Origin of the sequence: Maribellus luteus (assembly GCF_003576475.1) — a bacterium.
GTDB classification, from domain to species: Bacteria; Bacteroidota; Bacteroidia; order Bacteroidales; family Prolixibacteraceae; genus Draconibacterium; species Draconibacterium luteum.
Genome location: NZ_QWGR01000016.1, coordinates 99653 through 126140, shown reverse-complemented (window position 1 = coordinate 126140; position 26488 = coordinate 99653). Strand labels below are relative to the sequence as shown.

The window sequence follows — 26488 nt, the reverse complement described above, 5'->3', positions numbered from 1 at the left end:
CAAGTACAACAGACGTTTTATCCATCGACATTCCGGAGGTAAATAAAAAAGAATTGCAACCCTTAGAGGTTTATATTGCCTCTTTTTAGGCGAATTTCTCCTTGCGAAAAAGGCATATTTGAACTAAATAACAAAAGCAAAATACGCTAAGCTGACAATAAAACAAAACCGGCAGATAGCCGAAAGATTAAACGTATAAAACTAAAGCAAATGAGTCTAAAACCTAAAACCAACAGAAGGAATTTCCTGAAAACTACCGGAATGGGTATCATGGGTTTTCCGCTGATCATGAATGGCTTCTCCGGGGTGGCTCCCAGCGATAAAATCAGGGTAGCACATATCGGAACCGGCAACATGGGCGGAGCACACATCCGGTGGTTCTCGGCTTTCCCAGATGCGGAAACCGTCGCCTTGTGTGATGTGGATGAACTGCGTTTGGCCAATGCACGCAAGCTGCTTGTTGCCAACAATTCATCAGCCAACCCCGATCTTTATTCTGATTTCAGACGCATCATCGAACGAAAAGACATCGATGTAATAACCTGTGCAACACCCGATCACTGGCATGCCCTAGTCGCCATTATGGCTTTCGAATCGGGTAAAGATGTGTACGGGGAGAAACCACTTTCTTTTTCAGCAAAAGAAGGAAAACTGATGCTGCAATCCATGAAAAAACACGACCGTATTTTCCAATTGGGAACCCAGATTCATGCCGGCGATAATTACCACCGCGTGGCCGAAATTATTCAGTCCGGAGCATTGGGGAAAATCCACACGGTCCGCCTTTGGAAAACCGGGGGTACATCCGGTTTGGGATTTCCACCCACCGAAACACCGCCTGCCACCCTCGATTGGAACATGTGGCTGGGACCTGCTCCTTATGCTGAATACACCCCGGTAAAATGCCACGGAACCTACCGTAGCTTTTTTGACTATTCGGGTGGTGTGTTTGCCGATTTCTGGTGCCACATTGCCGACATTCTGTACATGTCGCTTCATCCCAAGGGCCTTTCCAGTATCGATGCACGGGGCGATATCCCGCACGACGGAATTGCTGATACACCCAAATGGATCGATGTGGATTTCAAATTTAAGGACCTGGATGTGTACTGGACCACCACCCCGCCCGATGTTCCCGGAGCCGACAAAATGGGAATCGGAGCCCACTTTGAAGGAGAAAAAGGCACCCTCACCTGCGATTACGACAAACGAATCATTTCAATAGGAGGTGAAACTACTGACGATCTCCCCGAAGTGACACAATCGAGTCCCCGTTCACCGGGTCATCAGCGGAATTTCCTCGATGCAGTAAAATCACGCATACAACCGGAAAGTAACCTGGAATATGCCCGCGAAATGACTTTGCCTATGCACCTGGCCTTAATATCGTTCCGCCTGAAACGAAAATTGCAGTGGGACAGCGATAAAGAAGAATTTATAAATGATCCGGCAGCTAACTTCCTCTTGTCAAGGGAATACCGTTCGCCCTGGTCGCTACCGGTTTATTAAGCATCTAAAAACTATACAAATGAAACGAGTAACCATATTTTTTGCCTTTTTACTAATAAGCCTTGCGGGATTTTCGCAGAACACAGACCGTTTTACCACACTGTTTAATGGCAAAGACCTCTCCGGATGGATGATGCCGGGGAAGGTTCCCGGTTTTGAAGTGCTTGACGGAGTGCTGGTGGCAGCCCCCCACAACGGTAGCGAACTGTATACCGAAAAGCAGTACGGCAATTTTATCTTTAAGTTTGAATACCTGCTATCTGAAGTAGGAAACAGCGGAGTGCTTATTCGCTGCAATCCTGAGAATCCATGGGGAACCGGAGTAGAAGTACAATTACTCGCTCCCTGGACACCCTACCGCGACGATCTGCATTGTACCGGCTCCATTTACGGGCACGTAGCTGTGAGCAACCGCCCTGATGAAACTACCGGAATATGGCACACAATGGAAATAAAATGCGACCGGAAAAACATCACCATTTCGGTAGATGGAAAAGTAACCACCGTGGCCGATGTGGATACTGTTAAAAGCATGCAGGGCAAAAACATGGCGGGGGCCATCGGTTTTCAGTCGAACCACAGCAAAGAAGGTGAGTTTGCAAAGTTCAGGAATGTTTCTGTTCTGAATCTGGATGACGACCCGGAGTATGTAAAAAAAGGTTTTTACAGTGCTGATGCAGATATCAGAAAGCAAGCCGGTGAAGCAGCCGATTTAAAGGGCGCTTCAATAGTTGAAACACTGGCTCAGATGCTGGATGAAAATAATCCGAAAGCACAAGCCGGCGCCAAACAGGCACTTTTTGATATTGCAGCCAAAAAATCAGCGGCAAATGTCTCAAAAGATGAAAAGAAACCGGTTGAAAAGGCATTGAAAAGATCATTCAAAAACAGCTCTTCTGAGATCAGCAAGAATTACCTGAACTGGTTGCTGGAGATGTTATCGGCAGATTAGTTCTTTCTATTACGCATTACAGACAGGCTCACTGTCTGACCACAGAAACCGTTCTTCTATCTTTTAGTTGATAGAAGAACGGTTTTTTTCGATTTCCCAAGCTCTTATCTTTCTGATCTTTCGCTTATCAGCTGGATTTTAGTATTTGTCATGACACAAATAGTAAATACGAGGAAGGCATTTCCGAGCTACAGGCTGCGTCCGCTTCGCTCGAAAAAATTTACGTATTGCCGGCTAAGAGTTCGGAACTCCTGTACCCTGGCGAGCCGTCCTGTTAACTTTTGAGCCGCCCTGTAGCATTTTTATCGTTTCCTGTACCATTTTTGGCCGTCCTGTAAGGTTTTTTGTCGCCCTGTTGAAGTTTTTCTCAATCCTGTAGCTTTTTTTCCCGTCCTGTTTAACAGGAAGGGCTAAAAACGCAACAGGGAGGGTCAAACACCTACAGGGAGGGCCGTGGGCCTACAGGATGAGTCAAAAGCTAACAGGGCGATGTATTTCAACCACTTAACGACATATTGCCGCTCACCTCAACACCAAAATCCGATTCAGGCAAAGAAAGCATCGAGCTTTCGGGCATTTAAAGTTCTTTGTGGGACTGCCAACCTTTCGTCCCGAACTGCTAAATGCACTTTTATCCACCCATCCCTCCGGACAACGGTCCATATACACCACCGAACCCGGCACTGCGGACCGGGCAGTCCGTCGCTTGGCAGGGCTTCGATAGCCGGAACGGCCTTAATCACCCTGTTTCAGCAGATCAATCGTGTAAAAAAGAAAGACAAACAAGCAAGTTTCGTTACCTTTGTCTTCCGCAAAAACAGGTACAATGCAAAACAACATAACAGATTTAATCGCCCAGCAACTTCAGGTAAAAACAGTGCAGGTAACCAATACCATCCTGTTACTGAACGAAGGGGCCACCGTTCCTTTTATTTCGCGTTACCGGAAAGAGCGCACCGGTAGTCTCGACGAAGTACAGGTGTTGCAAATCAAGGAACTTAACGAGAAGTTCAGCGAACTGGAGAAGCGAAAAGAGACCATTCTGAAAACCATTGAAGAGCAGGAACAGCTGACGCCTGAACTAAAGGCACGCATTGAAGACTGCTTTGATCCGGTGGAGCTGGAGGATATTTACCTCCCGTACAAACCCAAGCGCCGCACCAAAGCCACCATGGCACGCGAGAAAGGGCTTGAACCGCTGGCTAAAATCCTGATGAAACAGGTGGAACGCGATCCGGAGTTCCGTGCCAACCAGTTTGTGAACGAACAGGTTGCCAGTACCGAAGAAGCACTTTCCGGCGCACGCGATATTATTGCCGAGTGGGTTAGCGAAAACGAGCGTGCCCGAAACATTGTCCGCCGGGGCTTTGACCTGGGTGCAATTATATCCTCCAAAGTGGTAAAGGGCAAAGAAGAGGAAGCCGCCAAATACCGCGATTATTTCGACTGGAGCGAGCCGTTGAAAAAATGCCCTTCGCACCGCTTGCTGGCTATGCGTCGCGGAGAGAACGAAGGTTTTTTGCGGGTAAGCGTAACGCCCGATGAAGACCGGGTACTCGAAAACCTCGACCGCTTTTTTGTAAAAGGAAACAATCCGAGTTCGGAACAGGTGGCACTGGCGGTAAAAGATTCGTGCAAACGCCTGATTCAGCCTTCGATTGAAACCGAATTTTCCAACCTTTCAAAAGAAAAGGCCGACGAAGAAGCCATCAAAGTATTCACCGAAAACCTGAAACAACTGCTGCTTGCGCCGCCACTCGGACAAAAACGAACGCTTGCCATCGATCCGGGATACCGCACCGGCTGTAAGGTGGTGTGCCTCGACGAACAAGGCAACCTGCTTCACAACGAAACCATCTACCCGCACAAACCGCAGGAAGAAAAGAAAATGGCCGCCAAGAAGATTTCATCGATGGTGGAGGTTTACAAGATTGATGCGATTGCGATTGGAAACGGAACAGCCAGCCGCGAAACTGAGTTTTTTATCAAAAACCTGCGCTACAACCGCGAAGTGCGTGTTTATGTGGTCAGTGAAGACGGAGCCTCTGTTTACTCGGCCTCCACAGTGGCCCGGCAGGAATTTCCGCAGTACGATGTCACGGTCCGTGGTGCAGTTTCCATTGGTCGCCGTTTGATGGACCCGCTGGCAGAGCTCGTAAAAATCGATCCGAAAAGCATTGGTGTGGGGCAATACCAGCACGATGTGGATCAGAAAAAATTAAAGGGCAGTTTGGATTCGGTGGTGGAATTAAGTGTGAACTCGGTAGGGGTCAACCTGAATACGGCCAGCAAACACCTGCTCACCTATGTTTCGGGATTGGGACCACAACTGGCCGAAAACATTGTGGAATACCGGAAAGAAAACGGGGCGTTTGAATCGCGCGATGCGCTAAAGAAAGTTGCCCGGATGGGGCCAAAAGCCTTTGAACAGGCCGCTGGATTCCTGCGTATTCCCGATGCCAGGAACCCGCTCGACAACTCGGGCGTGCACCCTGAGTCGTACAAAATAGTCAAACAAATTGCCAAGGATCTGAAATGCGAGCTCAGCGATTTGGTACGCAACGAAGAGCTGGTTTCCAAAATCGACTGGCAGAAATACGTCACTGCCGAAGTGGGCCTTCCCACCCTCAACGATATCAAAAGCGAGCTGCTAAAACCCGGGCGCGACCCGCGAAAACCGATCAAAGTGTTTGAGTTTGCCGATGGTATTTTCTCCATCAACGACTTGCATGTAGGGATGGTTTTACCGGGAATCGTCAACAATATTACCAAATTCGGGGCTTTTGTTGATGTCGGCATCAAGGAATCGGGGCTGGTACATATTTCAGAACTGGCCGATCGTTTTATTTCCGACCCCAACGAAGTTGTAAAACTCCACGAACATGTAAAAGTGCGGGTAAAAGAAGTCGACATTCCGCGAAAACGCATTCAGCTTTCGATGAAAGGACTGGAGCAATAAAAACAGGGAACCGTTTAAGGAACCATTCTCTATAAAAAAGAACGGTTCCCTATCCGATTCTATTTAAATCATTCCAAAGTAATTTCTTTACGCTCTTCATGCCAGCCCTCGTGGTAATCAACAAAACTTTCCTTTCCTTCAAACAAGTCCAATATTAATTTTCGGTCCATTTTAGTCCTGCCATTGCCAAGAATGGCTTTGTAAGAACTGAAGTTGTTTGCGATTCCATGTTTCTCAGGATTGAAATGAGTATAAAAAATTGCGTATTCCAGATAACTCTGGTCACAAATCTCTAGTCGCTTGTATTTCGGATCAAACAGATTCCCCGATCTATTTTCCTGTTTATTGATAGCCATTGCATAAGTTATAAACATGCGTTTTAATTGTCTCACTACCTCTCTTCCTATTTGTTCCTCATCTGTAACTGATTTTAAGGAACCGTTCTCTTCTTTTAAAGAACGGTTCCCTCGCTCTTCACTGAAAAGTTCAGTTTTTATCTTGAGCACCAAATGAAAATGATTGGGCAATAAAGCGTAGGCCGGAAAATGGACATAATCGCTTAAAAATTTATGAAGCAGGTTCAGAAAATAATCATAATTGGCAGAGGTGTAAAAAATATTCTGTCGATTTGCTCCCCGGTTGAAGATATGGTAGTAACCGCCGGCTAAAATTGGAGTTAACGTTTTGATTGAAGGCATTTTTTCTTTTCAAGATAATGAATATCCTAAAAATAAAGAACCGCTCTCTACTATAAAAGAGCGGTTCCCTATTCTAAATTAGGCAGTTGCCTCTAACCAAGAGACAATTCCCTTTGGTAAATATCCTAAATTCCGAAAATCAACCGGATCCTATTCCTCGTCGTCTTCGCTGGCCAGAAGTTCCTCGTTTTCAAACTCTTTTTCAAGGAATTCTTCGGCGGCATCAATTAATTCGGCAATGTAATCTTCGTCGCCCGGTTCGCCGTCGATCCAGTGTACCTGCTGGTTGTTCCAGAAGTCATCCAGGTCGGCTTCTACGATAAAACGAGGTGTTTCGGTGTGAACCACAAAAATGGTGTCGGGTGTTTCCAACGAGTTGTCGGCTAATAAAAACTTTGGTAACATGCTTAATTGCTTTTGAGTTTTACTTCGCTAATTTACGACATAAAATAACGTACAGAACCAACCTGCACCAAAAAAGTTTTATCCCCTAACAGGCTTTTTTTGAGCTGGCAGAGAAGCATCTCTCCCAGCTTCTTTCGGTCTCCAACTTTATGTAAATACTGACATCCATCAGCCTTTGCTAGGAATTTGAAAAATAAAACCCCGTTTTTTTAGCAAATTGAATCAGAATGTTAATTTTAGCCTTGTTTCTGAAACAAACCTAAAAATACCTGCTTCGAGTTTGCCCGGCAGTTTACCTGGCCCAAACACTGCAAACCCAAATTTTTCAGGGCGAAAGGAGCATACTAAACAGATGAAAAACGCGAAAATAAATGCATAAACTAAATGACATTCTTTCGGTGATCGACAGCAACATCGGCGGATCCCAATGGTTCGTATTCCTTTTACTCGGAACCGGTATTTTCTTTACCATTTACCTGAAGTTTCCGCAATTTCGTTACCTGAAACATTCGCTGCGCATCGTTCGCGGAAAATTCGACAAAGAAGGCGACAAGGGAGACACCTCCCACTTTCAGGCTTTAACCACTGCACTTTCGGGAACCGTAGGTACCGGTAACATTGCCGGGGTAGCACTGGCGATTCACCTGGGCGGGCCGGCCGCGCTGTTCTGGATGCTTGTAACCGCCGCCGTGGGTATGACCACCAAATTTGTGGAAGTAACGCTCTCGCATAAATACCGCGAAGTGGCCCAGGACGGCTCCATTGCCGGTGGCCCGATGTATTACATGAAAAACCGTCTGAACCTGAAATGGCTGGCCGTGATCTTTGCCGTTGCCACCGTGCTTTCTTCGTTCGGAACCGGCAGCCTTCCGCAGGTAAACAGTATTTCCAACTCGCTTTTCGAAACCTTTGGCATCAACCACATGCTTACGGGGGGTGTTCTGGCGCTCTTGCTGGGCTTTGTGATCATCGGGGGAATCAAACGCATTGCTCAGGTTACTTCGCGCCTGGTTCCTGTAATGGCTATCATCTACTTTATCGGCGCCATTGCCGTTATTTTCTACAACTACGAAAACATACTTCCTTCGCTCGAAGCAATTTTTGGCGATGTATTTACCGGAACGGCTGCAACCGGTGGCTTTCTGGGCGGAAGCATTGCTTTTGCCTTTAACCGGGGCGTAAACCGCGGTTTGTTCTCCAACGAAGCCGGACAGGGATCGGCACCGATTGCCCACGCAGCTGCCCGTGCACACGAACCGGTTTCGGAAGGACTGGTGGCCCTGCTCGAACCGTTTATCGACACCATCATTATTTGTACGCTTACCGGGCTGGTGCTGCTTTCGTCGGGTGTGTGGACCGAAAAACACGAAAACCAGTTCCAGGATGCCGACCTGGTGGTATTCGACGGAACTTATTCGGAACAAAACCAGCAAGACGTTGACAAACTGCACAATTACCTGGTGGGAGAAGCCGATCTGCCACTGTTTACCGGCACCTTGGCGATTGAAAACGGAGTCGTAGCCAATCAACCCACGATTCTTCACGCGCGCTCGGTAGCCGAAAACGTAAAAGTATGGGTGAACGATCAGCCATATTCCGGGCCGCTCGAACTGGTGGACGGAAAAATAGACCGCGAAAAAGAACGGAACCCTTCGGGCCTCACGCTTACCGGGCAATCGCTGATGCACAGCGCCCCGCTCACCACTATCGCCTTTACCCGCAGCTGGTTTGGCGACTTTGGAAAATACATTGTGTCGATCGGGCTTCTGCTGTTTGCCTTTTCCACCGCCATCAGCTGGTCGTATTACGGCGACCGCGCCATTACCTACCTCTTTGGCTCGGGCAAGGTGATTTACTACCACATTATTTATGTGATCGGCTTTTTTGTGGCTTCATTTACCGACACCACCATTATCTGGACACTTTCGGGAATTACCATCGCGCTGATGACCATCCCCAACCTGTTTGGGATCCTGGCCTTGTCGAAAGAAATGAAAAACGAAGTGAAATCATTCTGGAAAGAATACGCCGACCGTTTCCCGGGCGAGAAGCTTCCGAAAGGATAATTCAAGCTACAAGCTATTAGCCACGAGCTATGAGCTTGTTGGGAAGTAAGAATTGGGGTTATAGCTCGAAGTTTATGATTCAAAACTGGCAGCGGTTCTTAGTTTGTCCCCATTCAGGGGGACGAGGAATTCCGAAGGCTTTGACGAAGGAATGACGGAGGGGGTGAGATAGTTCAGAGTTCAGAGTTTAGAGTTCAAGGGAAAAGCTATGAGCTGCGAGCCACGAGCTTGTTGGGTAGTTCGGAATTGGATATTCTACCTTGGATATTGGTCATTGTCTGCCAAATAGATTTTGTCTTATGATATTTTCAACGCTTAAAGTCGGTTGACCAGAAACTGGATACTTGCAGCGGTTCTTACTTGTCCCCATTCAGGGGGACGAGAAATTCCGAAGGCTTTGACGAAGGAATGACGGAGGGGGTAAGATAGTTTAGAGTTCAGGGTTCAGAGTTTAGAGTTCAAGCTATGAGCTACTAGCCACGAGCTTATTGAGTAGCTCTAATTGGATATTGAATATTCTACCTTGGATATTGATCATTTTCTGCCAGATAGGTTTTGTTTTATGATATTTTCAACGCTTAAAGTCGGTTGACCAGAAACTGGATACCGGAAGCTTTTCTTTATTTGTCCCCATTCAGGGGGACGAGGAATTCTGAAGGCTTCGACGAAGGAATGACGGAGGGGGTAAGATAGTTCAGGGTTCAGAGTTCAAAGTTTAGAGTTCAAGCTATGAGCTACTAGCCACGAGCTTATTGAGTAGCTCTAATTGGATATTGAATATTCTACCTTGGATATTGATCATTTTCTGCCAGATAGGTTTTGTTTTATGATATTTTCAACGCTTAAAGTCGGTTGACCAGAAACTGGATACCGGAAGCTTTTCTTTATTTGTCCCCATTCAGGGGGACGAGGAATTCCGAAGGCTTTGACGGAGGGGGTAAGACAGTTCAGGGTTCAGAGTTCAAAGTTTAGAGTTCAAGGGAAAAGCTATGAGCTGCGAGCCACGAACTTGTTGGGTAGTTCGGAATTGGATATTCTACCTTGGATATTGATCATTTTCTGCCAGATAGGTTTTACTTGGAAATATTGTTCATAATCTCGGAATACCAGCGGATGTGTCTTGTGCCCATAGAACCGTTCTTTACTCTTCAATTAAATAAAGAACGGCTCTTAAGCGATTGATACTGGAAGCGTCCGATCCATCTTTGTCTGACAACGTTGCGACTTACAGCTTTATGCCAAAATTGGGATACGAAAAGGTCCCGCTTCCGTGTTTTAACTTTCCGCTGTTGTGCAAGCTTGTAAAAGCCTCGTCCAGTTCCCGGATAATCGACAACGGCACATTTAAGTCGTGGTGTGCCGGCAGAATTTTCTGAACCTCCAGCGGCAATAGTTTTTTTATCGAATTCATGTAAGCAACCGGGTCGGTCGACGGGAAATATGCAAACAACTCCCCGATGTAAATCAAATCGCCCGTGTACAAATACCCCCTGTCTTTTTCGTACAAACAAATATGGCCGGGTGAATGACCGGGCGTGTGCAGCACCTCAATGCTTCGGCCTCCCAACTCAATCGTATCTCCATCGCGGAGTACCCGTGTGGGCGTACCTTCAAACAGATAATAGTCATTCACATCAAAGTCGGCAGGAAAATCGCAGGGTTCTTCCATCAGAAAATCCCGCACCTGTTGCAGCGTCAGCGGAAAGCCCCCGTTTATCCATTCGGTCTCGGCCTCGTGTACATAAAACTCGGGAAAATACTGATGTCCGCCAAAGTGGTCGTAATGCGCGTGGGTGGTCACTGCCGCCACCGGGTTGCCGGTTAGCTGTTGTACCTCTTCCCAAATGTTTCGCACCCCCAGCCCGGTATCAATCAGCAAACTTTTGTCGCGGCCGTTAAGCAGGTAGCAGTGTGTTTCTTCCCAATGTTTGTATTCACTAATAATCGATGTAGTATCATCAATTTTCTCAATTGTAAACCAGTCGTTTGTTTTGTAGTTGATCATTTTTATGTGTTTTTCTGCGGGTAAATTCCCATGCTTTATAGTACGGCTACCTTGGGGGAATATTGCTGACTAGGATTTATTTTATTTGCGATGCTGGATGCTCGATTCTTGATTCTTGATACTTGATACTCGATGCTCGTAGCTCAAGGCTCAAGGCTCGCAGCTTAGTTCTTTGTCCCCATCTCCGAGGGGGACGAGGAATTCCGGAGGCTCCGACGAAGGAATGACGGAGGGGGTGTGTTCTTGATACTTCATTGTCGATACTGGATACTTGATACTCGATACTGGATGCTTGATACTCGATACTGGATGCTTGATTCTCGATACTGGATGCTTGATTCTGGATACTCGATGCTCGTAGCTCGTAGTCCGAAGCTCAATACTCAATACCCGATACTCATTACTCTATGGGATTTGATTCACGTGCCAGTTCTTTTCCCCGAAACCGGATAAGCGTTACAAGCCCGATAATTGTAATTACTGATATTTGTCCAACCAGAAATCCGATATTATCATTCCACACACTTAATAAACTAGCCAGACACATTATCACCACAACCTTTTCAAATACGTTTAACCTTCCCCAGCATTTTAGACCGATAACGATAGTGGCACTACAATACCCCCACGAAATCATTACCGGCGATGCTACCGTAAGATCATAGCCGGCATTTTGATTAAGAAAAATAAAAAGTAATCCGCCCGTTATGGCGGATAAAACAATTATTGCAAGTATCTCTTTCTTACTGATTCTGTTTTCGAGAATAAAACCTGTTAATACCATCACTAATGCATTATGGGCCCAGTTCAGCAACCCTCCACCGTACAGAGGATATGTTAAAAGCCTGTACCAGTTTAATGGTTCTGCCAGATTCGATGAATATAGCAGTACCATTTTACCAAAAGCAGGAATTGTCAATGATAAAATGCCTGTAATAAAAAACAAGCCTACAAGTACCACCGATAGCTTCGGCCAATTGCTTTTAATGTATGCTTTCATTCGTTTATTATTGTTTATTCTTTATGATCAGCCAGCTGTTCTTGCTTTTTCCACGCGATGCAATCGCGCGGGAACAGGGCTGGTTGTTATAAGTTCTGCAATTAAAGCGCCAGCCGGTAATATGGTAAAGTCAGCGCGGGAACAAACCCGAGTTTCTGAGCCAGGCGGTACGACGGTGTATTGCTTAACTTACACGCCCAAACCGGCTCATAAGCATTTTCCAGGCAATAATCGATCAAAGCCGAACAGGCATACTGTGCAAAGCCTTTTCCCCTGAATTCTGCGATCGTTTCCATGCCCAGTTCCAGCTCTTTCTCAAAAATAAAAGCAGAATAGGCCGTAGTGGCCAGCCTTCCGCAGTCAAACAAACTAAACCCGATGCCGTTTTGACAGAAATCGTCGGCATTGTTCCAAAAACGGGCGGGGACAACGCTTCCGGTCATCGCCTCAAAAACAGCGGCGTCGGTTCTTCTTATTTCGTGCTGCCCGTTTATGTTTGCACGCTTAAACTCCAGGTACTTCTGGTGGTCGAAGCTGAAGTTTACGCGGGTGTTCAGCTCAATGCAATCGCCGGGGGCTTCCCCTGCATCCGATGCTGCACGCAACTTGTCTCCGAACAATTCGGGCAATGTAGTATCCCAGCTGCCGGGAAAGGCCTGCATCCATTCAAACGAATTCCGCGCTCCCTGCCGGTTGAAACAATACTCTGCCAGCTGGCTGTTAAAGGCCTTGTTTTCACTGTCGCCAAACAGCAAACTCATGCCATAGGGATGAACTACATAAAAGCTTTTCGGATGTTCAGCGTGATCAACAAACACCTTCCCGTCTACTTTCTTTTCGATTACCGAACGCGCAAAAAGGTGGTTGATCTTTACTTCCTTTAGCGGTGCTTCCAAAAGGGAATACTTTTCTTTCTTCAGTTCAATCATATACCGGTTGTTTAGCTGTTATGGTTTTTTTCGGTTGACTCTAAAATTAGTATTCAGTGGTCAGTATTCATTTGGATAGGCGGATGCCGGATATTAGATATCGGATTATGGACTCTGAACTCCTTCCCTTGCAATACCTTCGCGCGAAATCCGGCTATCCTGACTTTTCTACTTAGCCGCCCAAATTTCAATCTCTATTTTCAGTTCGGGCAATCCCAATGCTTTTATGTAAGCAATCGTCATCGAAGGGTATTTTTGTCCGAACAGAGTTTCCCATTCGGCGTCAAAAAACTCCCAGTCAATTTCTTCGGTAGCCCAGATGTTTACTTTTATGACGTTGTCAGCGCTTAGGTTTTGGCTGTGTAAAAGCTGCTGAATGTTTTTGAATGTCAATACTACCTGTTCGCTCAGATTTTCCGGAATATTTCCGGTATTATCGATCCCAATTTGCCCCGAAAACGTGTACAAGTCTGAATTCTTCGGGATTATGGTAACGTGTGAGTAGTTACCTACTGGCGCCGGGATATTTTCGGGGTTTAACCGGGTTATCTTATTGGTACTCATTGCTTTTTTTCTGTTATTTTTTTTTTGCAGGAGGGAGCTGAAACTACCTCTCACTGCTTTTGTATGAATAATTTTCTGTAAACTCGTTCCATTGTTCATTCACTAATGCTGAACCTTCTGCTGCCCTGTTTTATTGTGTGCCCTTTCGTTTTTTCTCTGGCATGCGATGCAATGCGCGCGGGAGCAGGGCAGACACTTAAACCGTAAAGGTAAAATAAGCAAGCTCTGCCAGTGAAATGATCAGGAAAAAAACCAGGGAAGTAATCCAGAGTCGTTTGTTTTTCTTTACAATACCAATAAAAAACGCAAACAGGAAAACAATGGGTACAAGAAGTAAAATAATCGATAGCAGATTCATGATGCAGTGTAGTTACTATGGTTAAACACCCTAAAAATACTCTTTTTTACTATACGAGAGACTGTAAAATGGTGGTAGCGTGTGGCCTGTAGCTTTTTTTTCCACGCGATGCAATCGCGCGGGAGCGGGGGTTGTTGTGCTGCCGTGTTGCTGTATTGCCGTGCTGCTGCATCTACTCGAAGCTCGCAGCGCTTCTTCTTTGTCCCCATTTCCGAGGGGGACGAGGAATTCCGGAGGCTCCGACGAAGGAATGACGGAGGGGGTGAGAGCGTTCAGAGTTTAGTGTTCAGTGTTCAGAGTTAGCTGCGAGCCACTTGCTTGCCGGGTAGTTTTAGTTAGATATTGAGTATCTATCCTTTGCAGCCAAATGGTGGTAGCGTATGGCCTGTAGCTTTTTCTTTACCATGTGGTGTTAGCGCGCGGGAGCAGGGGTTGCTGTGTTGCCGTGTTGCTGTTTTACTCGTAGCTCGCAGCGCTTCCTCTTTGTCCCCATTTCCGAGGGGGACGAGGAATTCCGGAGGCTCCGACGAAGGAATGACGGAGGGGGTGAGATAGTTCAGAGTTTAGTGTTCAGTGTTCAGAGTTAGCTGCGAGCCACATGCTTGCCGGGTAGTTCTAGTTGGATATTGAGTATCTATCCTTTGCAGCCAAATGGTTGTATCGTGTGGCCTGTAGCTTTTTTCTTTACCATGTGGTGTTAGCGCGCGGGAGCAGGGCGGGAACGGGGTTCAAATTACTCTTCGCTTCTCTCAACTTAATCGTAATCTGGATTTTTTATATCTCCAATTCACATCAAACTTTTCTTTGTTATCAAACAAATAAGGCGGATTCATAATTACAGCATGAAACGGTGGATAAGTCTCTATTTTATGATAAAGTTCTGAATCGTCTCGAAATCTTCTACTTGTGAATAATTCTATTGTTGTAATTTTCTTTGTCGACCGAATCACAGAACAATTTATCCAAACAGGAACTTTATTTTCAAGAATCAGTCTGTTTGCGACCTCATTAGCAGTCAATGTTTTATTAAGTTCTTTTTTTCTGGCAATTAGATTTTCCTTTTCCGAATCAGTCAAATGCTTACTCAAATCAAGACTATTTGGCTTAATTTTGAAAATCAGCTTGTCAGCAATCTCATTGAAAGTAAACTCTCTCGCCAATTTCAAAGCTGAATTGCTTGCCTCATTCAATCTTTTTATGAAAGTCTCTTTATCCATTTATGTTGTCTCGATTCGTTATTATGCACCCTCGCTGCCGCACGATTGTATCGTGTGGCCTATAGCTTTTTCTTTACCACGCGATGCAATCGCGCGGGAGCGGGGCGATGTCAGTGCACGGGAGCGGGGGGCGGAAAACCTTACAGGTTTGTCAATTTAAAATCAATCAGTTTTTTAATGTTTATCAAATCGTTTGAATCCTGAATGTCAATATAAATACCGCGCGTTTTATTAAAGCTCTTTGCCTCTTTGTATTGAATCTTTAATGAATCAGGCAAATTGCTCTCCATAATTGCTGATTCCAATCGAATAGGATACCAAAATGCAATTCTAAAAGTATCTTCCAATACTTTAATCCAAAAAATGGTCTTTTTCTTTTTCAATGAGCGAAAGAGCCAACTCTTGCCATCGTTATAATATTTCCATACCTCGGAGATATCTTTGCTATTATTATACAGATAAGCCATCATTTGTTTCCAAATCAGTTGTTTATCCCCAATTATCGTTGCTATAAGTTCTTCGTTTGGTTGAATATCTTTATCGCTTAAAACTGTTTTCTGTTCCATATAAATTATTTTTTCTCTGCTACTTTAAATGTATCGTGAGGCCTTTAGCTTTTTTCCTTTACCACGCAATACGATCGCGTTGGAGCGGAGTTATTGAATTCAATACAGATTTGCGACATTCTTCAGAAATTATTTGCTCATTGGCTGTGTAAAATCGAGGGTAACCTTTTTTAGATATCACTCCAGGCTTATTTACCTGGTAAATTTCCAATGTTTCAAGGTTAAAAAATACCTGACAACCATATGGATTTTCAGCCGTAGTAATATCCATATGTATGTAATGGGGTAAAAGTTCAGAGTTATGATACCATGATGCTGAGAAGCTTATGTCGTAGTCCTTATAGTCTTTGAAAAACTCTTTTATGCATTCCGGAATAATTATCTGTTTATCGTTTATAGCTAATGTGAACGTTGCCCGGTTAAATTCTGCGTTAGCATATTTTTCAGGAAGTCCTATTAATTTTCCCTCTTTGCTTAGTTTAATCGGTGTGTCTTCATGGGCAAATAAAGGCAACTGAAACGTTAACATTATTGCTATAAGAATCCAGTTTTTCATTGTTTTCAAATTTTATCGCGCTGCAGCTCGCTGCGCCTGTAGCTTTTCCTTTCACCACGCGATGCAATCGCGCGGGAGCAGGGGCACGGATTACTCAAACTGAACTTTTTGTGTTTCGCGCATTTTCTCCTGTACCGATTCAAGGATGTTCAGTCCCTGCGCATCGGCTTTTACTGCATTCTCAAACGACAAGGGAAAACCCGCCCGTTTGGCGGCCACCATACCGCTTACTACGTTGTTTACATCGCCACCGCTCAAAAAGAGAATTTCCAGTTGTTCACCGTTGAGATTTATTCCACCCTCGGTGGCAACTATCAAAGCGCGAACAATCACCCCAACCGGTGTTTTTCGTAGTCGCATCAACAAAAGTTCCATAAACGAAATACGCACCCCCGAAACGGTGGCCGTAAACCATAGCCCAATGGGAAGAAAATAAAGAACCATAAGCAACAGAACCACTACAGCCCCGATTAAAAAGAAAGGATGAAGATTTTCCATTTTGAATGTTGTTATTGGTTTTACTTAAAACTCCTTTGTTTAAATTACCTCGCTGCCGCACGATTGTAGCGTGTGGCCTATAGGCGCGGGGGTGAGTCTATCAAAACTTTAATCCGGCACTCAATGAAAATCGATCGTAACCACCAACTGCCATGTCGTATTTCATATACCAGGTATTACTATAGGCCAAAGGGAATTCATAGATAACACCTATTACAGGACTTATATCTGTTTGACTGCTTCTTTTGTATGACGTCAAATTTGAATATCCTTTCATCACTTCATACTCGCTAAAAAAACAGGCTCCCAATCCTCCCAGAAACCATGCCCGGTTTAATATCTTATAACCGCCATACATTTCGACACATGTTGCCTGACCGTCCCATTTCATATGTGTACTTCTGCTTCCATCTACACCTGTGTTTTCATGATTTTCTTTGGGTGAAAAGGAAAGATCTAATCCCACTAAAAATTTTTCCCGTAACTCATAAATCATTCCCAGGTCAACCGCAATTTTTGTATAGTCATCATTTACACCCGAAAACGAATTAATACCAAATCCGACATCAATACCAATCTGTGGTTTAAAAACATCACCCGCTCTTTCGCTTTTCCCCTGGGAGAAACCATTATTTAGACAGAAGAAAGCACACAGGCTTATGATTATCTTTTTCATTTCGATTCTTTATGTTTGAAATCTATTCCTCTATTTATCTTATTTTGTACTAAAACCTGCAGCCCCACCATGTTATCGTGTCATCTTTAGCCTTTCTTTTACCACGCGATGCAATCGCGCGGGAGCGGGGGAGAGTGGCTATTCCCTTAGAAGTTTATAACCAAGCCAATGCCATTGTTAGAAGGCGATAGTGTTACTGCATCCCGATTCATCTTTTCACCGGCTTTAATAAGTTGAAGATGCCCCGTCACAATAAATATTGCTCCCGTAAGTGCGGCTATTCCTCCTACAACTATCAAACTCTCCTGCTCCGAAGAAGCACCAATAAGCGAGATACCTGCTCCGCCAAATCCGAGACCAACACCAGTTAAATATCTTATCCCTGCAGATTGCAAATAATCACCTGCAGTTACGTTTTCATTTAGCTCCTGATTTTTCGCGTTCGGATCGAAGTACAAATCATCAGACACTCGTTTTTCTTTCAGATTTTCTTTGTATTCTTTTGAAAAATCTCCAGATAGAAATTTCACATCGGAATTTTTGCGTTTAATCGATTTTGATCTGAATGTTGGTATTTCACCAGCGATTGAAACTACATCACTGATGTCAATCTCATCGTTTTTAAGTTCTGGTACAATTTCACTAAATACGAGTTTGGTTCCATACAAACCATCAATTTTGGCAATAAATACAATTCCAGATTTAGTAGTGACTTGATTCTGGGAATAAACAAAAAAAGGAATTACGGCCCAGAGGACTAACAGTAGCTTTTTCATAATGTTTGATTTTAAGGTTTTTACCAAAGGTATTTTTGAGTTATGTATAGTCAGTTTATTGAACATCCCGTTATCACGCGATGCAATCGCGCGGGAGCGGAGATCTTTTCATTATTTTATTTTTTTAGTTCATCTATTTTCTGTTTTGCGTCATTAAATGCTTTTTCTATAGTCGATAAATCATTTACGAAGATTGTATTTCCAGAACCATACTTTTCTAATACTAAGTACCAAACAAGTTTTCCTTTACTCACATAATATCCTAATTTAAATCCGTCGTCTGTAACAAATTTGTTTTCCAAATAGTCAGGATTTAATGCCAAATCAGAGACTGATTCTTTTTTTAATGGTTCAATTGCTTTAATAACTTCAATTAAATCTTCGTCAGCAATAGATGCTGTTTTGGTGTCATATTGTCCAGCTTTTGAAATTTGAAAGAAGTATTTTTCTTCTTGTCCACTAATAATTTTTCGAATTCTAGTTTCAGCTACACCCAAGCTAAGCTTCAGGTTTGGTAGGGAATAGTCAATATACTTGATTATTGTACCTGTTTTTGATGCAAAAGCATCCATTTTTGTCGTTTCTTTTTGTGCATCTTTTGCATCTTGAGCATATAAGCTGGAAGTAAGAAGAATAACACCTAGGGCGAATAGTAATTTTTTCATTCATTAGTTTTTTAAAGGTTAGAGTATGTTTTAATTCAAAATTGCCGCTAACGTATGGGTACCTGAATATTTGTAACTCCAAGCGTTTTAATCGCTTTTCTTGCAGTATACCAAAGCCATATTCGTTTTTAAGTATTGATAAACGTTTACAAACTCCTTGTAAAGCTTTCTTCTGGGGTGGCAAATCTATCGCTGCTGATCGTCCCGGGGTGTCACCACATTACGGGTTCTAATGTAGCAAAAGAATTTTAAACATAAGATAACCGGGCAGAGAAAAGAGCAGAGAGCAGGGAGTTTAGAGTTCAGTGTTCAGTGTTCAAAGTTTAGAGTATTGAGCTGCGGGCTTCGAGCTACGAGTATCAAGAATCAAGCATCCAGCATCGAGTACACACCCCCTCCGTCATTCCTTCGTCGGAGCCTCCGGAATTCCTCGTCCCCCTCGGAAATGGGGACAAAGAAGAAGTGCTGCGAGCTGCGAGCTTCGAGCTTCGAGTATCGAGAATCCGGTATCGAGTATCGAGAATCAAGAATCGAGTATCGGGTATCCAGAATCCGGTTTAACCACAGAGGACACGGAGAAGACACAGAGTAGGCTGAATTCTGGAATCAGCGAATGCGGCTGATCACTGAACTTTGAACTCTGAACTTTGAACTAATGTATCTCTGACACCCCCTCCGTCATTCCGTCGTCGAAGCCTCCGGAATTCCTCGTCCCCCTCGGAAATGGGGACAAAGAGGAAGTGCTGCGAGCTGCGAGCTGCGAGCTTCGAGTATCAAGAATCAAGCATCGAGAATCAAGTATCGAGTATCGAGTATCGAGCATCCAATTTTAGTTCCCAATAAGCTCGTGGCTCGAAGCTCAAGGCTTGTAGCTTCTGTTTCTAGCGGTAGTTTTTTCGTTTCTTTCGTTTTTTCTTCCATTTCTCCAGCATGCCGCCTACCGAGAATTTAAGCAAGGATACCGAGGAAGCTTCGCTGCGCAGTACGCTGTTGTTTTCGGCCATGGTTTGTTTGGCTCGTTCCGACTCCGAAAAACCATCGCCGGGCAACGGCCGGATGTCCCATTCCTTTACATTTAAATTCTGGCTAACGATTTCTGCTGCCGACTTTTCATCGGGCGAGACGGTTATTTCCTCCACATGTATGCTTTCCGATTCGAGCGTGATCACCGGGTTTCGAAGCAACTGGGTGGCGCTTACTATTTTTCGGAAATACGAAATGTGCGATAACAGCAGCGAGTCGGTGGGCAAAATGTTTAGGGTAAACACCCCGTTTTTCAAACTGATGTCTTTTTCGTGGCTAAGCAGGTTTACAATGTAAACGTCGGGGACGGGGGCACCTTTTGCGTCCACGATCTTCCCCTGGATAAGCATGCGTTCGTCCTGGGCCATTGAACACAGACCGGATAAAATGAAGCTTGCAAGTAAAAGTTGTTTCATATGCCTGGCTTTGTTTCTCCAAAGGTCAGGAATAAAGCTATTAACAGCCATCAAAAAAAATTAAACTATGTTAATGAGGGGAGGGAGTTTAGTTCCGAGTTTAGGGTTCAAAGTTCAGAGTCAGGATCGAGCTTTGGGCTGCGAGCTACGGGCTTCGAGCTTCGAGTATCAAGTATCGAGTATCCAGAACACACCCCCTCCGTCATTCCTTCGTCGGAGCCTCCGGAATTCCTCGTCCTCCTCGGAAATGGGGACAAAGAGGAAGTGCTGCGAGCTTCGAGCTTCGAGTATCGAGAATCCGGTATCGAGTATCGAGAATCAAGAATCGAGTATCGGGTATCCAGAATCCGGTTTAACCACAGAGGACACGGAGTAGGCTGAATTCTAAGATCAGCGAATGCAACTGATCACTGAACTAATGTATCTCTGACACCCCCTCCGTCATTCCTTCGTCGGAGCCTCCGGAATTCCTCGTCCCCCTCGGGAATGGGGACAAAGAAGGAAGCTGCGAGCTTCGAGTTGCGAGCTTCGAGCAAAAAACAGCAACACGGCGGCACAGAACTGCAAGATTGCTAAATTGCCAAACTGTTAAATTGCAAAGAGCTTGGAGCTACGAGCTTCGAGTATCAAGTATCAAAAATCCTGTATCAAGCATCGGGTATCCAGAATCCAGTTTAACCACAGGGGACACGGAGAAGACACAGAGTAGGCTGAATTCTGGAATCAGCGAATGCGGCTGATCACTGAACTAATGTATCTCTGACACCCCCTCCGTCATTCCTTCGTCGAAGCCTCCGGAATTCCTCGTCCCCCTCGGAAATGGGGACAAAGAAGAAGTGCTGCGAGTTGTGAGCTTCGAGTATCGAGTATCCAGAATCAAGTATCGAGTATCGGGTATCCAGAATCCAGTTTAACCACAGAGGACACGGAGAAGACACAGAGTAGGCTGAATTCTGGAATCAGCGAATACAAAACAGTCAATATCTAATTTGACCTACAGAACAAGCTCGCGGCTCGCAGCTAATAGCTTGTCGCTTGAATTTTGAACTTTGAACTTTCAACTCTGAACTGTATTTTTGCGGGGCAATGAACAACGTTTATCCACATAATTTTGAGGCGAAGATCGGGTTCGATCGCATCCGCGAGATGTTACATGCCAAGTGCATCAGCACCATGGGTAACGAGTGGGTGGACGAAATGCATTTCCAGACCTCGCACGAAACCATTTTGCGACAACTGGGCGAGGCCGAAGAGTTTAGCCGCATTGTGCGCGAGTACGACAATTTTCCGGCCGGGCATTATTACGACCTGCGGGCGGCGCTGCAAAAGATACGCATCGAAGGCCGTTTTCTGGAGCCCCAGGAACTGTTCGACCTGAAACGCTCGCTCGAAGCCGTGCGTGCCATCGTTACTTTTTTCAGCAAACAGGAGGAAGCGGTTTTTCCGCTGCTGAAACAAAAAACTGCCAACGTGCAGGTGTTCCCTTATATTTACGACCGCATCGACACGATCGTGAATAAATTCGGGAAGATCCGCGACAATGCTTCTTCGGAGCTGGCGCAGATTCGCCGCAGCATTTTCAACATGCAGAACAACATGTCGAAACGGCTGCATAGCATTCTGAAGCAGGCGCAAAAAGACGGCTGGGTGGAAGACGATGCTTCGGTGTCGATCCGCGACGGGCGGGCTGTGATCCCGGTTCCGGCAGCCAACAAACGCAAGCTGAAAGGCATTGTGTACGACGAGTCGGCCACGGGAAAAACCTCGTACATCGAGCCCACCGAAATTGTGGAGATGAACAACGAAATCCGCGAGCTGGAGTATGCCGAACGCCGCGAGATCATCCGCATTCTTACCGAGTTCTCGAACGACATACGCCCCTACCTCACCGAGCTGGCGTATTCGTACGACTTTTTGGGCGAGATCGATTTTATCCGCGCCAAGGCTTTGCTGGCCGTTGAGTTTGATGCACAACGCCCCGACTTTCGCGACGAGCCGATCATTGAATGGTACAACGCCATTCATCCGCTCTTGCTGAAAACGCTGCAAAAGGAAAAACGAAAAATTGTTCCGCTCGACATTAAGCTCACGGAAGAAGAACATATTTTGCTGATCTCGGGACCCAACGCCGGGGGAAAATCGGTGTGTCTGAAAACCACCGGGTTGTTGCAGTACATGTTGCAATGCGGCCTGTTGATCCCGGTAAACGACGGCAGTAAAACCGGTATTTTTGATCAGCTGTTTATCGACATCGGCGATGAGCAGTCGCTCGAAAACGACTTGAGTACCTACAGCTCGCACCTGATGAACATGAAGCATTTTGTGCGCAACTGCAACGAAAAAACGCTGGTGCTGATCGACGAATTCGGAACGGGTACCGAACCGATGCTGGGGGGCGCCATTGCCGAGTCGATCCTCGACAAGCTAAACCAGCAACGCACCTTTGGTGTGATTACCACGCACTACACCAACCTGAAGCATTTTGCCTCGTCGGCCGATGGGATTGTAAACGGCGCCATGCTCTACGATTCGCACCAGATGAACCCGCTTTTCAAACTGGAGATTGGGAAACCGGGCAGTTCGTTTGCCTTTGAAATTGCGCGGAAAATCGGCCTTCCGGAAGAGATACTGGAGAAAGCCACCGAGAAGATCGGGCAGGATCACATCGATTTCGACCGCAACCTGCGGCAGATCGACCGCGACAAACGCTACTGGGAAACCAAACGCATGAAGATCCGCAAGGTGGAAAAGATCCTGGATAACACGGCTGAAAGTTACCAGAGTGAGCTGGAAGAAATTCAGAAACAACGCAAGGAGATCCTGAAAAAAGCAAAGGAAGAAGCCGACGCTTTGCTAAAGGATGTGAACAAACGGATTGAGAACACCATCCGCGAAATAAAAAATGCGCAGGCCGACAAGGAGAAAACCCGGCAGATGCGCGAAGAGCTGGAAGGGCTGAAAAAAGAAGTGGGGAAAAAATCGGCCAGTGACGATCAACAGCTCGCCGGCAAACTTTCGAAGCTTCAGCGCCGCGAAGAAGAGCGTAACAAACGCCGTCCCGAAGAATCAAAGAAACCGATTCCGAAAGAGAAGCTGGAAGAACGGATTGAGATGCGCCCGGGTGATAAAGTCCGTATCAAAGGGCAGGATACCATTGGCGACCTCATCGAAATAAACGAGAAAAATGCGATCGTGGCCTTTGGGCAGCTGATGACGACCATTCCGCGTAAAAATATTGAGCGTATCAGTAACAACGAAGCCAAAAAGATCGACAAAAAACACTACGGAAAGCCGTCGGTGTTGGGTGAAAATTTCTCGGAACGCCGTCTGTCGTTTAAACCCGAGATCGATGTCCGCGGCAAACGCGTGGATGAAGCCATTACCAAAATCACTGAGTTTATCGACGAAGCGATCATGTTTGAAGTGGGGCAGCTTCGCATCCTTCACGGGAAAGGCCACGGCATTCTGAAAGAAACCATCCGCGAATACCTGCGTGCCGAGCCCATGGTGCGCAGCTACAAAGACGAACACGTGGATTTTGGCGGTTCGGGCATTACCGTGGTGAACCTGGCACTGTAAAACCTTTTCAACAAAACAGCAGAGAAATGAAACGAGCATGTAAATTATTCACATACAAGAGGACGATTAAAATACATGCGAGTTCCATACTATACCTTTGAAAACAATCAATTCTAATGGTATGAAACAGAACTTCAAAGTAATTGCTTTTGATGCCGACGATACCCTTTGGGTAAACGAGACCTTTTTTCGCGAAACCGAAGAAAAGTTTTGTGCTTTGTTGTCCGACTTCAGTACATCGGACGAAACCATGGAAGTGCTTTTTGCCACTGAAATGAATAACCTGGAAGAATACGGCTACGGCACCAAAGGTTTTGTGCTTTCGATGATTGAAACGGCGCTGAAGATTACCGGAAACAAAGTGCCGCCAAAAATACTGGTGCAGATTATTGAACTGGGGAAAACACAAATCAATCAGCCGGTGGAGTTGCTTGACGGCGTGCTTGAAACGCTGGACTATCTGAAAGAAAAAGGCTGCAAACTAATTGTGGCGACCAAAGGCGATTTGCTCGACCAGGAACGGAAACTGAAAAAATCGAAACTGGAAAAATATTTTCATCATGTGGAAGTGATGAGCAACAAAAGACCGGCCGATTACCAAAAACTGCTTAGTCACCTCGAAATTGAGGCGGAAGATTTTCTGATGATCGGCAATTCCTTCAAGTCGGATATTGAACCGGTGCTACAACTGGGAGGCTTTGGCATTCATATTCCCTTTCACATCACCTGGCTTCACGAACAAACCGAAGAAACAACGGAACACCCCAACTGGGTAAAACTGCCGCACATCACCGGGATTAAAAATATGCTGTAATCATTTCTGCGGGATTCTTATCTTGCAATAAATAACAACTATGAAAACAAACCTATTCTTTATCATCCTGTTGGGACTCGTTGGCTTTGCTCAACCTGCCGCCGCAAGCAATGCACCAAACGACACCCTTTACATTCATTTAAGAGATTACGGTTTGTACAAAACCAAAGACAGAGATGCAGTTAAATACATCAACAAAGCGCTGGAAGATATCAAGGGAGATCAGCCCAAAGTTTTGTTGTTTAGTCCGGGAGAATACCATTTTTACCCGAATGAATGCACGAAGAAAACCTATTTTGAATCGAATACTACCGATATCAACCCCAAGGCCTGTGCGTTTCTTTTTGAGAACGTAAACAACCTGGTGATCGACGGCCGGGGTGCCACGCTTGTTTTTCACGATCAGATGCAGCCTTTTACCTTCGACAGTTGCCGCAACATTGTTTTGAAGAATCTGCGCATCGATTGGGAGCAGCCCCTGATTGCGCAGGCAAAGATCATGAAGGTCACCGATCATTACATCGATCTTTCCTTTAACGCGAAAGAAGCCAATTTCAGGATAGAAAACGACAAACTTTATTTTCCGGAAGGCGATAAACTGAATGAGTGGTACGGTGCGATGGAATTTGACCAGGAAGGACGCTACATTGTGCCGCAAACCGGCGACAACGGTTGTTTGGGCAGCAACTGGCGGGAATACAAAGCAGTGGCTACCATGCCGGGGATTTTGAGGTTGTACAACGAGTTTGCCCGAAAACCCAAAAAGGGAAACTTCCTGGTAATGCGCTATGCCAACCGCGCTCATTCGGGTGTGTTTATTACCGATTCGAAGAACATCACCGTTCAGAACCTGTTTCTTTTTCATGCCACCGGGCTGGGTATCCTGGCGCAGTTTAGCGAAGACCTTACCTTCGATCAGTACAGAGCCATTCCGAACCTGGCACGCAACCATTATTTTGGTGGCGGAGACGATGGGCTTCAGATATCCAATTGCAAAGGCCTCGTAAAAGTTACGCAATGCGAATTTGCCGGTTTGATGGACGATCCGATCAATGTCCACGGCACCAGTGTTCAGGTACAGGAGATAATGCCGGAAAACAAAGTAAAATTCAGGTTTATGCACCATCAGAGCTCGGGCATGGTTTGGGGGCGTAAGGGCGACCGCGTCAGCTTTATCGAAAACGAACGGATGAATTCCATTGGTTCGGGAGAAGTAGTAGCCTTTCAACCACTGAGCAAGGATGTTTTTGTGCTGACATTTTCACAGCCTGTTCCCAAAACTTTACAAGTGGGCGATGCGCTGGAGAATCTAACATGGTCGCCCGATGTGGAGATCACCAACAGCCAGTTCAAGAATTGCCGGGCGCGTGGTTTGCTGGTGTCAACGCCGGGGAAAGTAGTCGTTGAAAACAATACTTTTGAATCGAGTGGCAGCGCCATCCTGATAGCCGGAGATGCCAACGGATGGTTTGAATCGGGTGCGGTGAAGGATGTTACCATCCGCAACAACACCTTTGGGGAACTTTGCAACACCAGCCCCTACCAGTTTTGCGAGGCAATTATCTCGGTTTATCCCATTATCCCGAAACTGGATGAAGAAACGCCCTGTTTTCACCGGAACATAAAAATTGAAAACAACCGCTTTCATCCGTTTGATTACCCGGTGCTGTTTGCCCGTTCGGTGGATGGAATCACCTTCAACAACAACGAAGTATTCAGAAGCTACACCTTTGAGCCTTACCACCAACGGCCCTACACTTTTACATTTGAATTCTGTAAACACGTTCAGATCAGGAACAACCAGTTTTCTGACGATCTGCTCGGGAAAAATATACTGCTCAAAAAAACAGACGAATCAGAGCTGGATTCGGACATCTCCGGAACATTCCGGATAGAGAAACTCTAAGTAAAAACAGCACTTGTACGAGGCGACAGCTATTTAAAACGAGAATAAATTACCGGCAAACAGGTTACCTTTTAACCCGGAACCGGACTTTATTATAGAAGGACGCATTTCAATTATAATATATTTATTTTACCAACAAAGTTGTAGAAGCTTTGTGGTGACGCTTTTTGAAGTAGAACCCAAAATAAAAAACCGTTCGAGGCCGAACGGTTTTTTTATTTCTAAAGTCAGGTAGAACGCTGTGACGCTTTTTGAAAGATGATTGATATTTTACAAACCCTAAATATAAAACCAACCATGTTGTAGAAGTCGCTCTACCCTGTTATTCTTTGTCGCTTGATGCTTAAAAAG

At 45.3% G+C, this 26488-nt stretch carries 22 protein-coding genes; 7 read left to right on the top strand and 15 right to left on the bottom strand.

Annotated elements, in window-relative coordinates; translation table 11 throughout:
* Nucleotides 1–210 precede the first annotated feature (210 nt).
* The 3 genes from D1614_RS20110 (at nt 211) to D1614_RS20095 (ending at nt 5420) form a co-directional block, all read left to right on the top strand.
* A complete protein-coding gene (locus D1614_RS20110; RefSeq protein ID WP_119439777.1) occupies nt 211–1509 on the top strand; it encodes a Gfo/Idh/MocA family protein in 1299 nt (432 codons plus the stop codon).
* 19 nt (nt 1510–1528) lie between these two features.
* A complete protein-coding gene (locus D1614_RS20105) occupies nt 1529–2461 on the top strand; it encodes a 3-keto-disaccharide hydrolase (RefSeq protein ID WP_162304583.1) in 933 nt (310 codons plus the stop codon).
* 826 nt (nt 2462–3287) lie between these two features.
* Nucleotides 3288–5420: a Tex family protein gene (locus tag D1614_RS20095; protein ID WP_119439774.1), complete on the top strand. Its 2133-nt coding sequence runs from the start codon at nt 3288–3290 to the stop codon at nt 5418–5420.
* Between the two features lie 68 nt (nt 5421–5488).
* On the opposite strand, the gene D1614_RS20090 is transcribed toward D1614_RS20095, so the two are convergent.
* Complete coding sequence (locus D1614_RS20090; protein WP_119439773.1) at nt 5489–6118, bottom strand: hypothetical protein; 630 nt, start codon at nt 6116–6118, stop codon at nt 5489–5491.
* 150 nt (nt 6119–6268) lie between these two features.
* Nucleotides 6269–6523 carry a DUF8828 family protein gene (locus D1614_RS20085; RefSeq protein ID WP_119439772.1) on the bottom strand — a complete coding sequence of 85 codons (255 nt, stop codon included), beginning with the start codon at nt 6521–6523 and terminating at the stop codon, nt 6269–6271.
* A 371-nt stretch (nt 6524–6894) separates the two neighbouring features.
* Between D1614_RS20085 and D1614_RS20080 the strand changes: the two genes are divergently transcribed.
* The gene (locus D1614_RS20080; protein ID WP_119439771.1) at nt 6895–8589 is read left to right on the top strand and encodes an alanine/glycine:cation symporter family protein; all 1695 of its coding nucleotides are present in this window, start codon (nt 6895–6897) and stop codon (nt 8587–8589) included.
* 1225 nt (nt 8590–9814) lie between these two features.
* Here D1614_RS20080 and D1614_RS20075 read toward each other — a convergent pair.
* The 13 genes from D1614_RS20075 to D1614_RS20015 all read right to left on the bottom strand — a co-directional run bounded on the left by D1614_RS20075 (nt 9815) and on the right by D1614_RS20015 (nt 19838).
* Nucleotides 9815–10594, bottom strand: a complete 780-nt coding sequence (locus D1614_RS20075) for an MBL fold metallo-hydrolase (protein ID WP_119439770.1) — start codon at nt 10592–10594, stop codon at nt 9815–9817.
* A 400-nt stretch (nt 10595–10994) separates the two neighbouring features.
* On the bottom strand, nt 10995–11594 hold the full coding sequence (locus tag D1614_RS20065) for a rhomboid family intramembrane serine protease (protein WP_119439769.1): 600 nt from the start codon (nt 11592–11594) through the stop codon (nt 10995–10997).
* 101 nt (nt 11595–11695) lie between these two features.
* Nucleotides 11696–12523 (bottom strand): GNAT family N-acetyltransferase, encoded by an 828-nt coding sequence (locus D1614_RS20060; protein ID WP_119439768.1) that lies wholly within the window; start codon nt 12521–12523, stop codon nt 11696–11698.
* A gap of 168 nt (nt 12524–12691) precedes the next feature.
* Entirely contained in the window at nt 12692–13087 is a 396-nt protein-coding gene (locus D1614_RS20055; protein ID WP_119439783.1) for a RidA family protein, read from the bottom strand.
* A gap of 196 nt (nt 13088–13283) precedes the next feature.
* Nucleotides 13284–13445, bottom strand: coding sequence for a hypothetical protein (locus tag D1614_RS25695; protein ID WP_155523345.1), 162 nt, complete (start codon nt 13443–13445; stop codon nt 13284–13286).
* A gap of 749 nt (nt 13446–14194) precedes the next feature.
* Nucleotides 14195–14662 (bottom strand): hypothetical protein, encoded by a 468-nt coding sequence (locus D1614_RS20050; RefSeq protein ID WP_119439767.1) that lies wholly within the window; start codon nt 14660–14662, stop codon nt 14195–14197.
* Nucleotides 14663–14802: 140 nt separating this feature from the next.
* Entirely contained in the window at nt 14803–15228 is a 426-nt protein-coding gene (locus D1614_RS20045; protein WP_119439766.1) for a DUF3788 family protein, read from the bottom strand.
* Nucleotides 15229–15286: 58 nt separating this feature from the next.
* On the bottom strand, nt 15287–15784 hold the full coding sequence (locus D1614_RS20040; RefSeq protein ID WP_119439765.1) for a hypothetical protein: 498 nt from the start codon (nt 15782–15784) through the stop codon (nt 15287–15289).
* 90 nt (nt 15785–15874) lie between these two features.
* Entirely contained in the window at nt 15875–16282 is a 408-nt protein-coding gene (locus tag D1614_RS20035) for a flotillin-like FloA family protein (protein ID WP_119439764.1), read from the bottom strand.
* A 100-nt stretch (nt 16283–16382) separates the two neighbouring features.
* Nucleotides 16383–16958, bottom strand: a complete 576-nt coding sequence (locus tag D1614_RS20030; RefSeq protein ID WP_119439763.1) for a hypothetical protein — start codon at nt 16956–16958, stop codon at nt 16383–16385.
* Nucleotides 16959–17104: 146 nt separating this feature from the next.
* On the bottom strand, nt 17105–17734 hold the full coding sequence (locus D1614_RS20025; protein WP_119439762.1) for a hypothetical protein: 630 nt from the start codon (nt 17732–17734) through the stop codon (nt 17105–17107).
* 116 nt (nt 17735–17850) lie between these two features.
* Entirely contained in the window at nt 17851–18399 is a 549-nt protein-coding gene (locus tag D1614_RS20020; protein ID WP_119439761.1) for a hypothetical protein, read from the bottom strand.
* Between the two features lie 881 nt (nt 18400–19280).
* The gene (locus D1614_RS20015) at nt 19281–19838 is read right to left on the bottom strand and encodes a hypothetical protein (RefSeq protein ID WP_147384330.1); all 558 of its coding nucleotides are present in this window, start codon (nt 19836–19838) and stop codon (nt 19281–19283) included.
* 1086 nt (nt 19839–20924) lie between these two features.
* Here D1614_RS20015 and D1614_RS20010 point away from each other — a divergent pair.
* The 3 genes from D1614_RS20010 to D1614_RS20000 all read left to right on the top strand — a co-directional run bounded on the left by D1614_RS20010 (nt 20925) and on the right by D1614_RS20000 (nt 26137).
* Nucleotides 20925–23417 (top strand): endonuclease MutS2, encoded by a 2493-nt coding sequence (locus tag D1614_RS20010; protein ID WP_119439759.1) that lies wholly within the window; start codon nt 20925–20927, stop codon nt 23415–23417.
* A 121-nt stretch (nt 23418–23538) separates the two neighbouring features.
* Entirely contained in the window at nt 23539–24231 is a 693-nt protein-coding gene (locus tag D1614_RS20005) for an HAD family hydrolase (RefSeq protein ID WP_119439758.1), read from the top strand.
* 40 nt (nt 24232–24271) lie between these two features.
* Entirely contained in the window at nt 24272–26137 is a 1866-nt protein-coding gene (locus D1614_RS20000) for an alpha-1,3-galactosidase-related protein (protein ID WP_119439757.1), read from the top strand.
* Nucleotides 26138–26488: the final 351 nt, after the last annotated feature.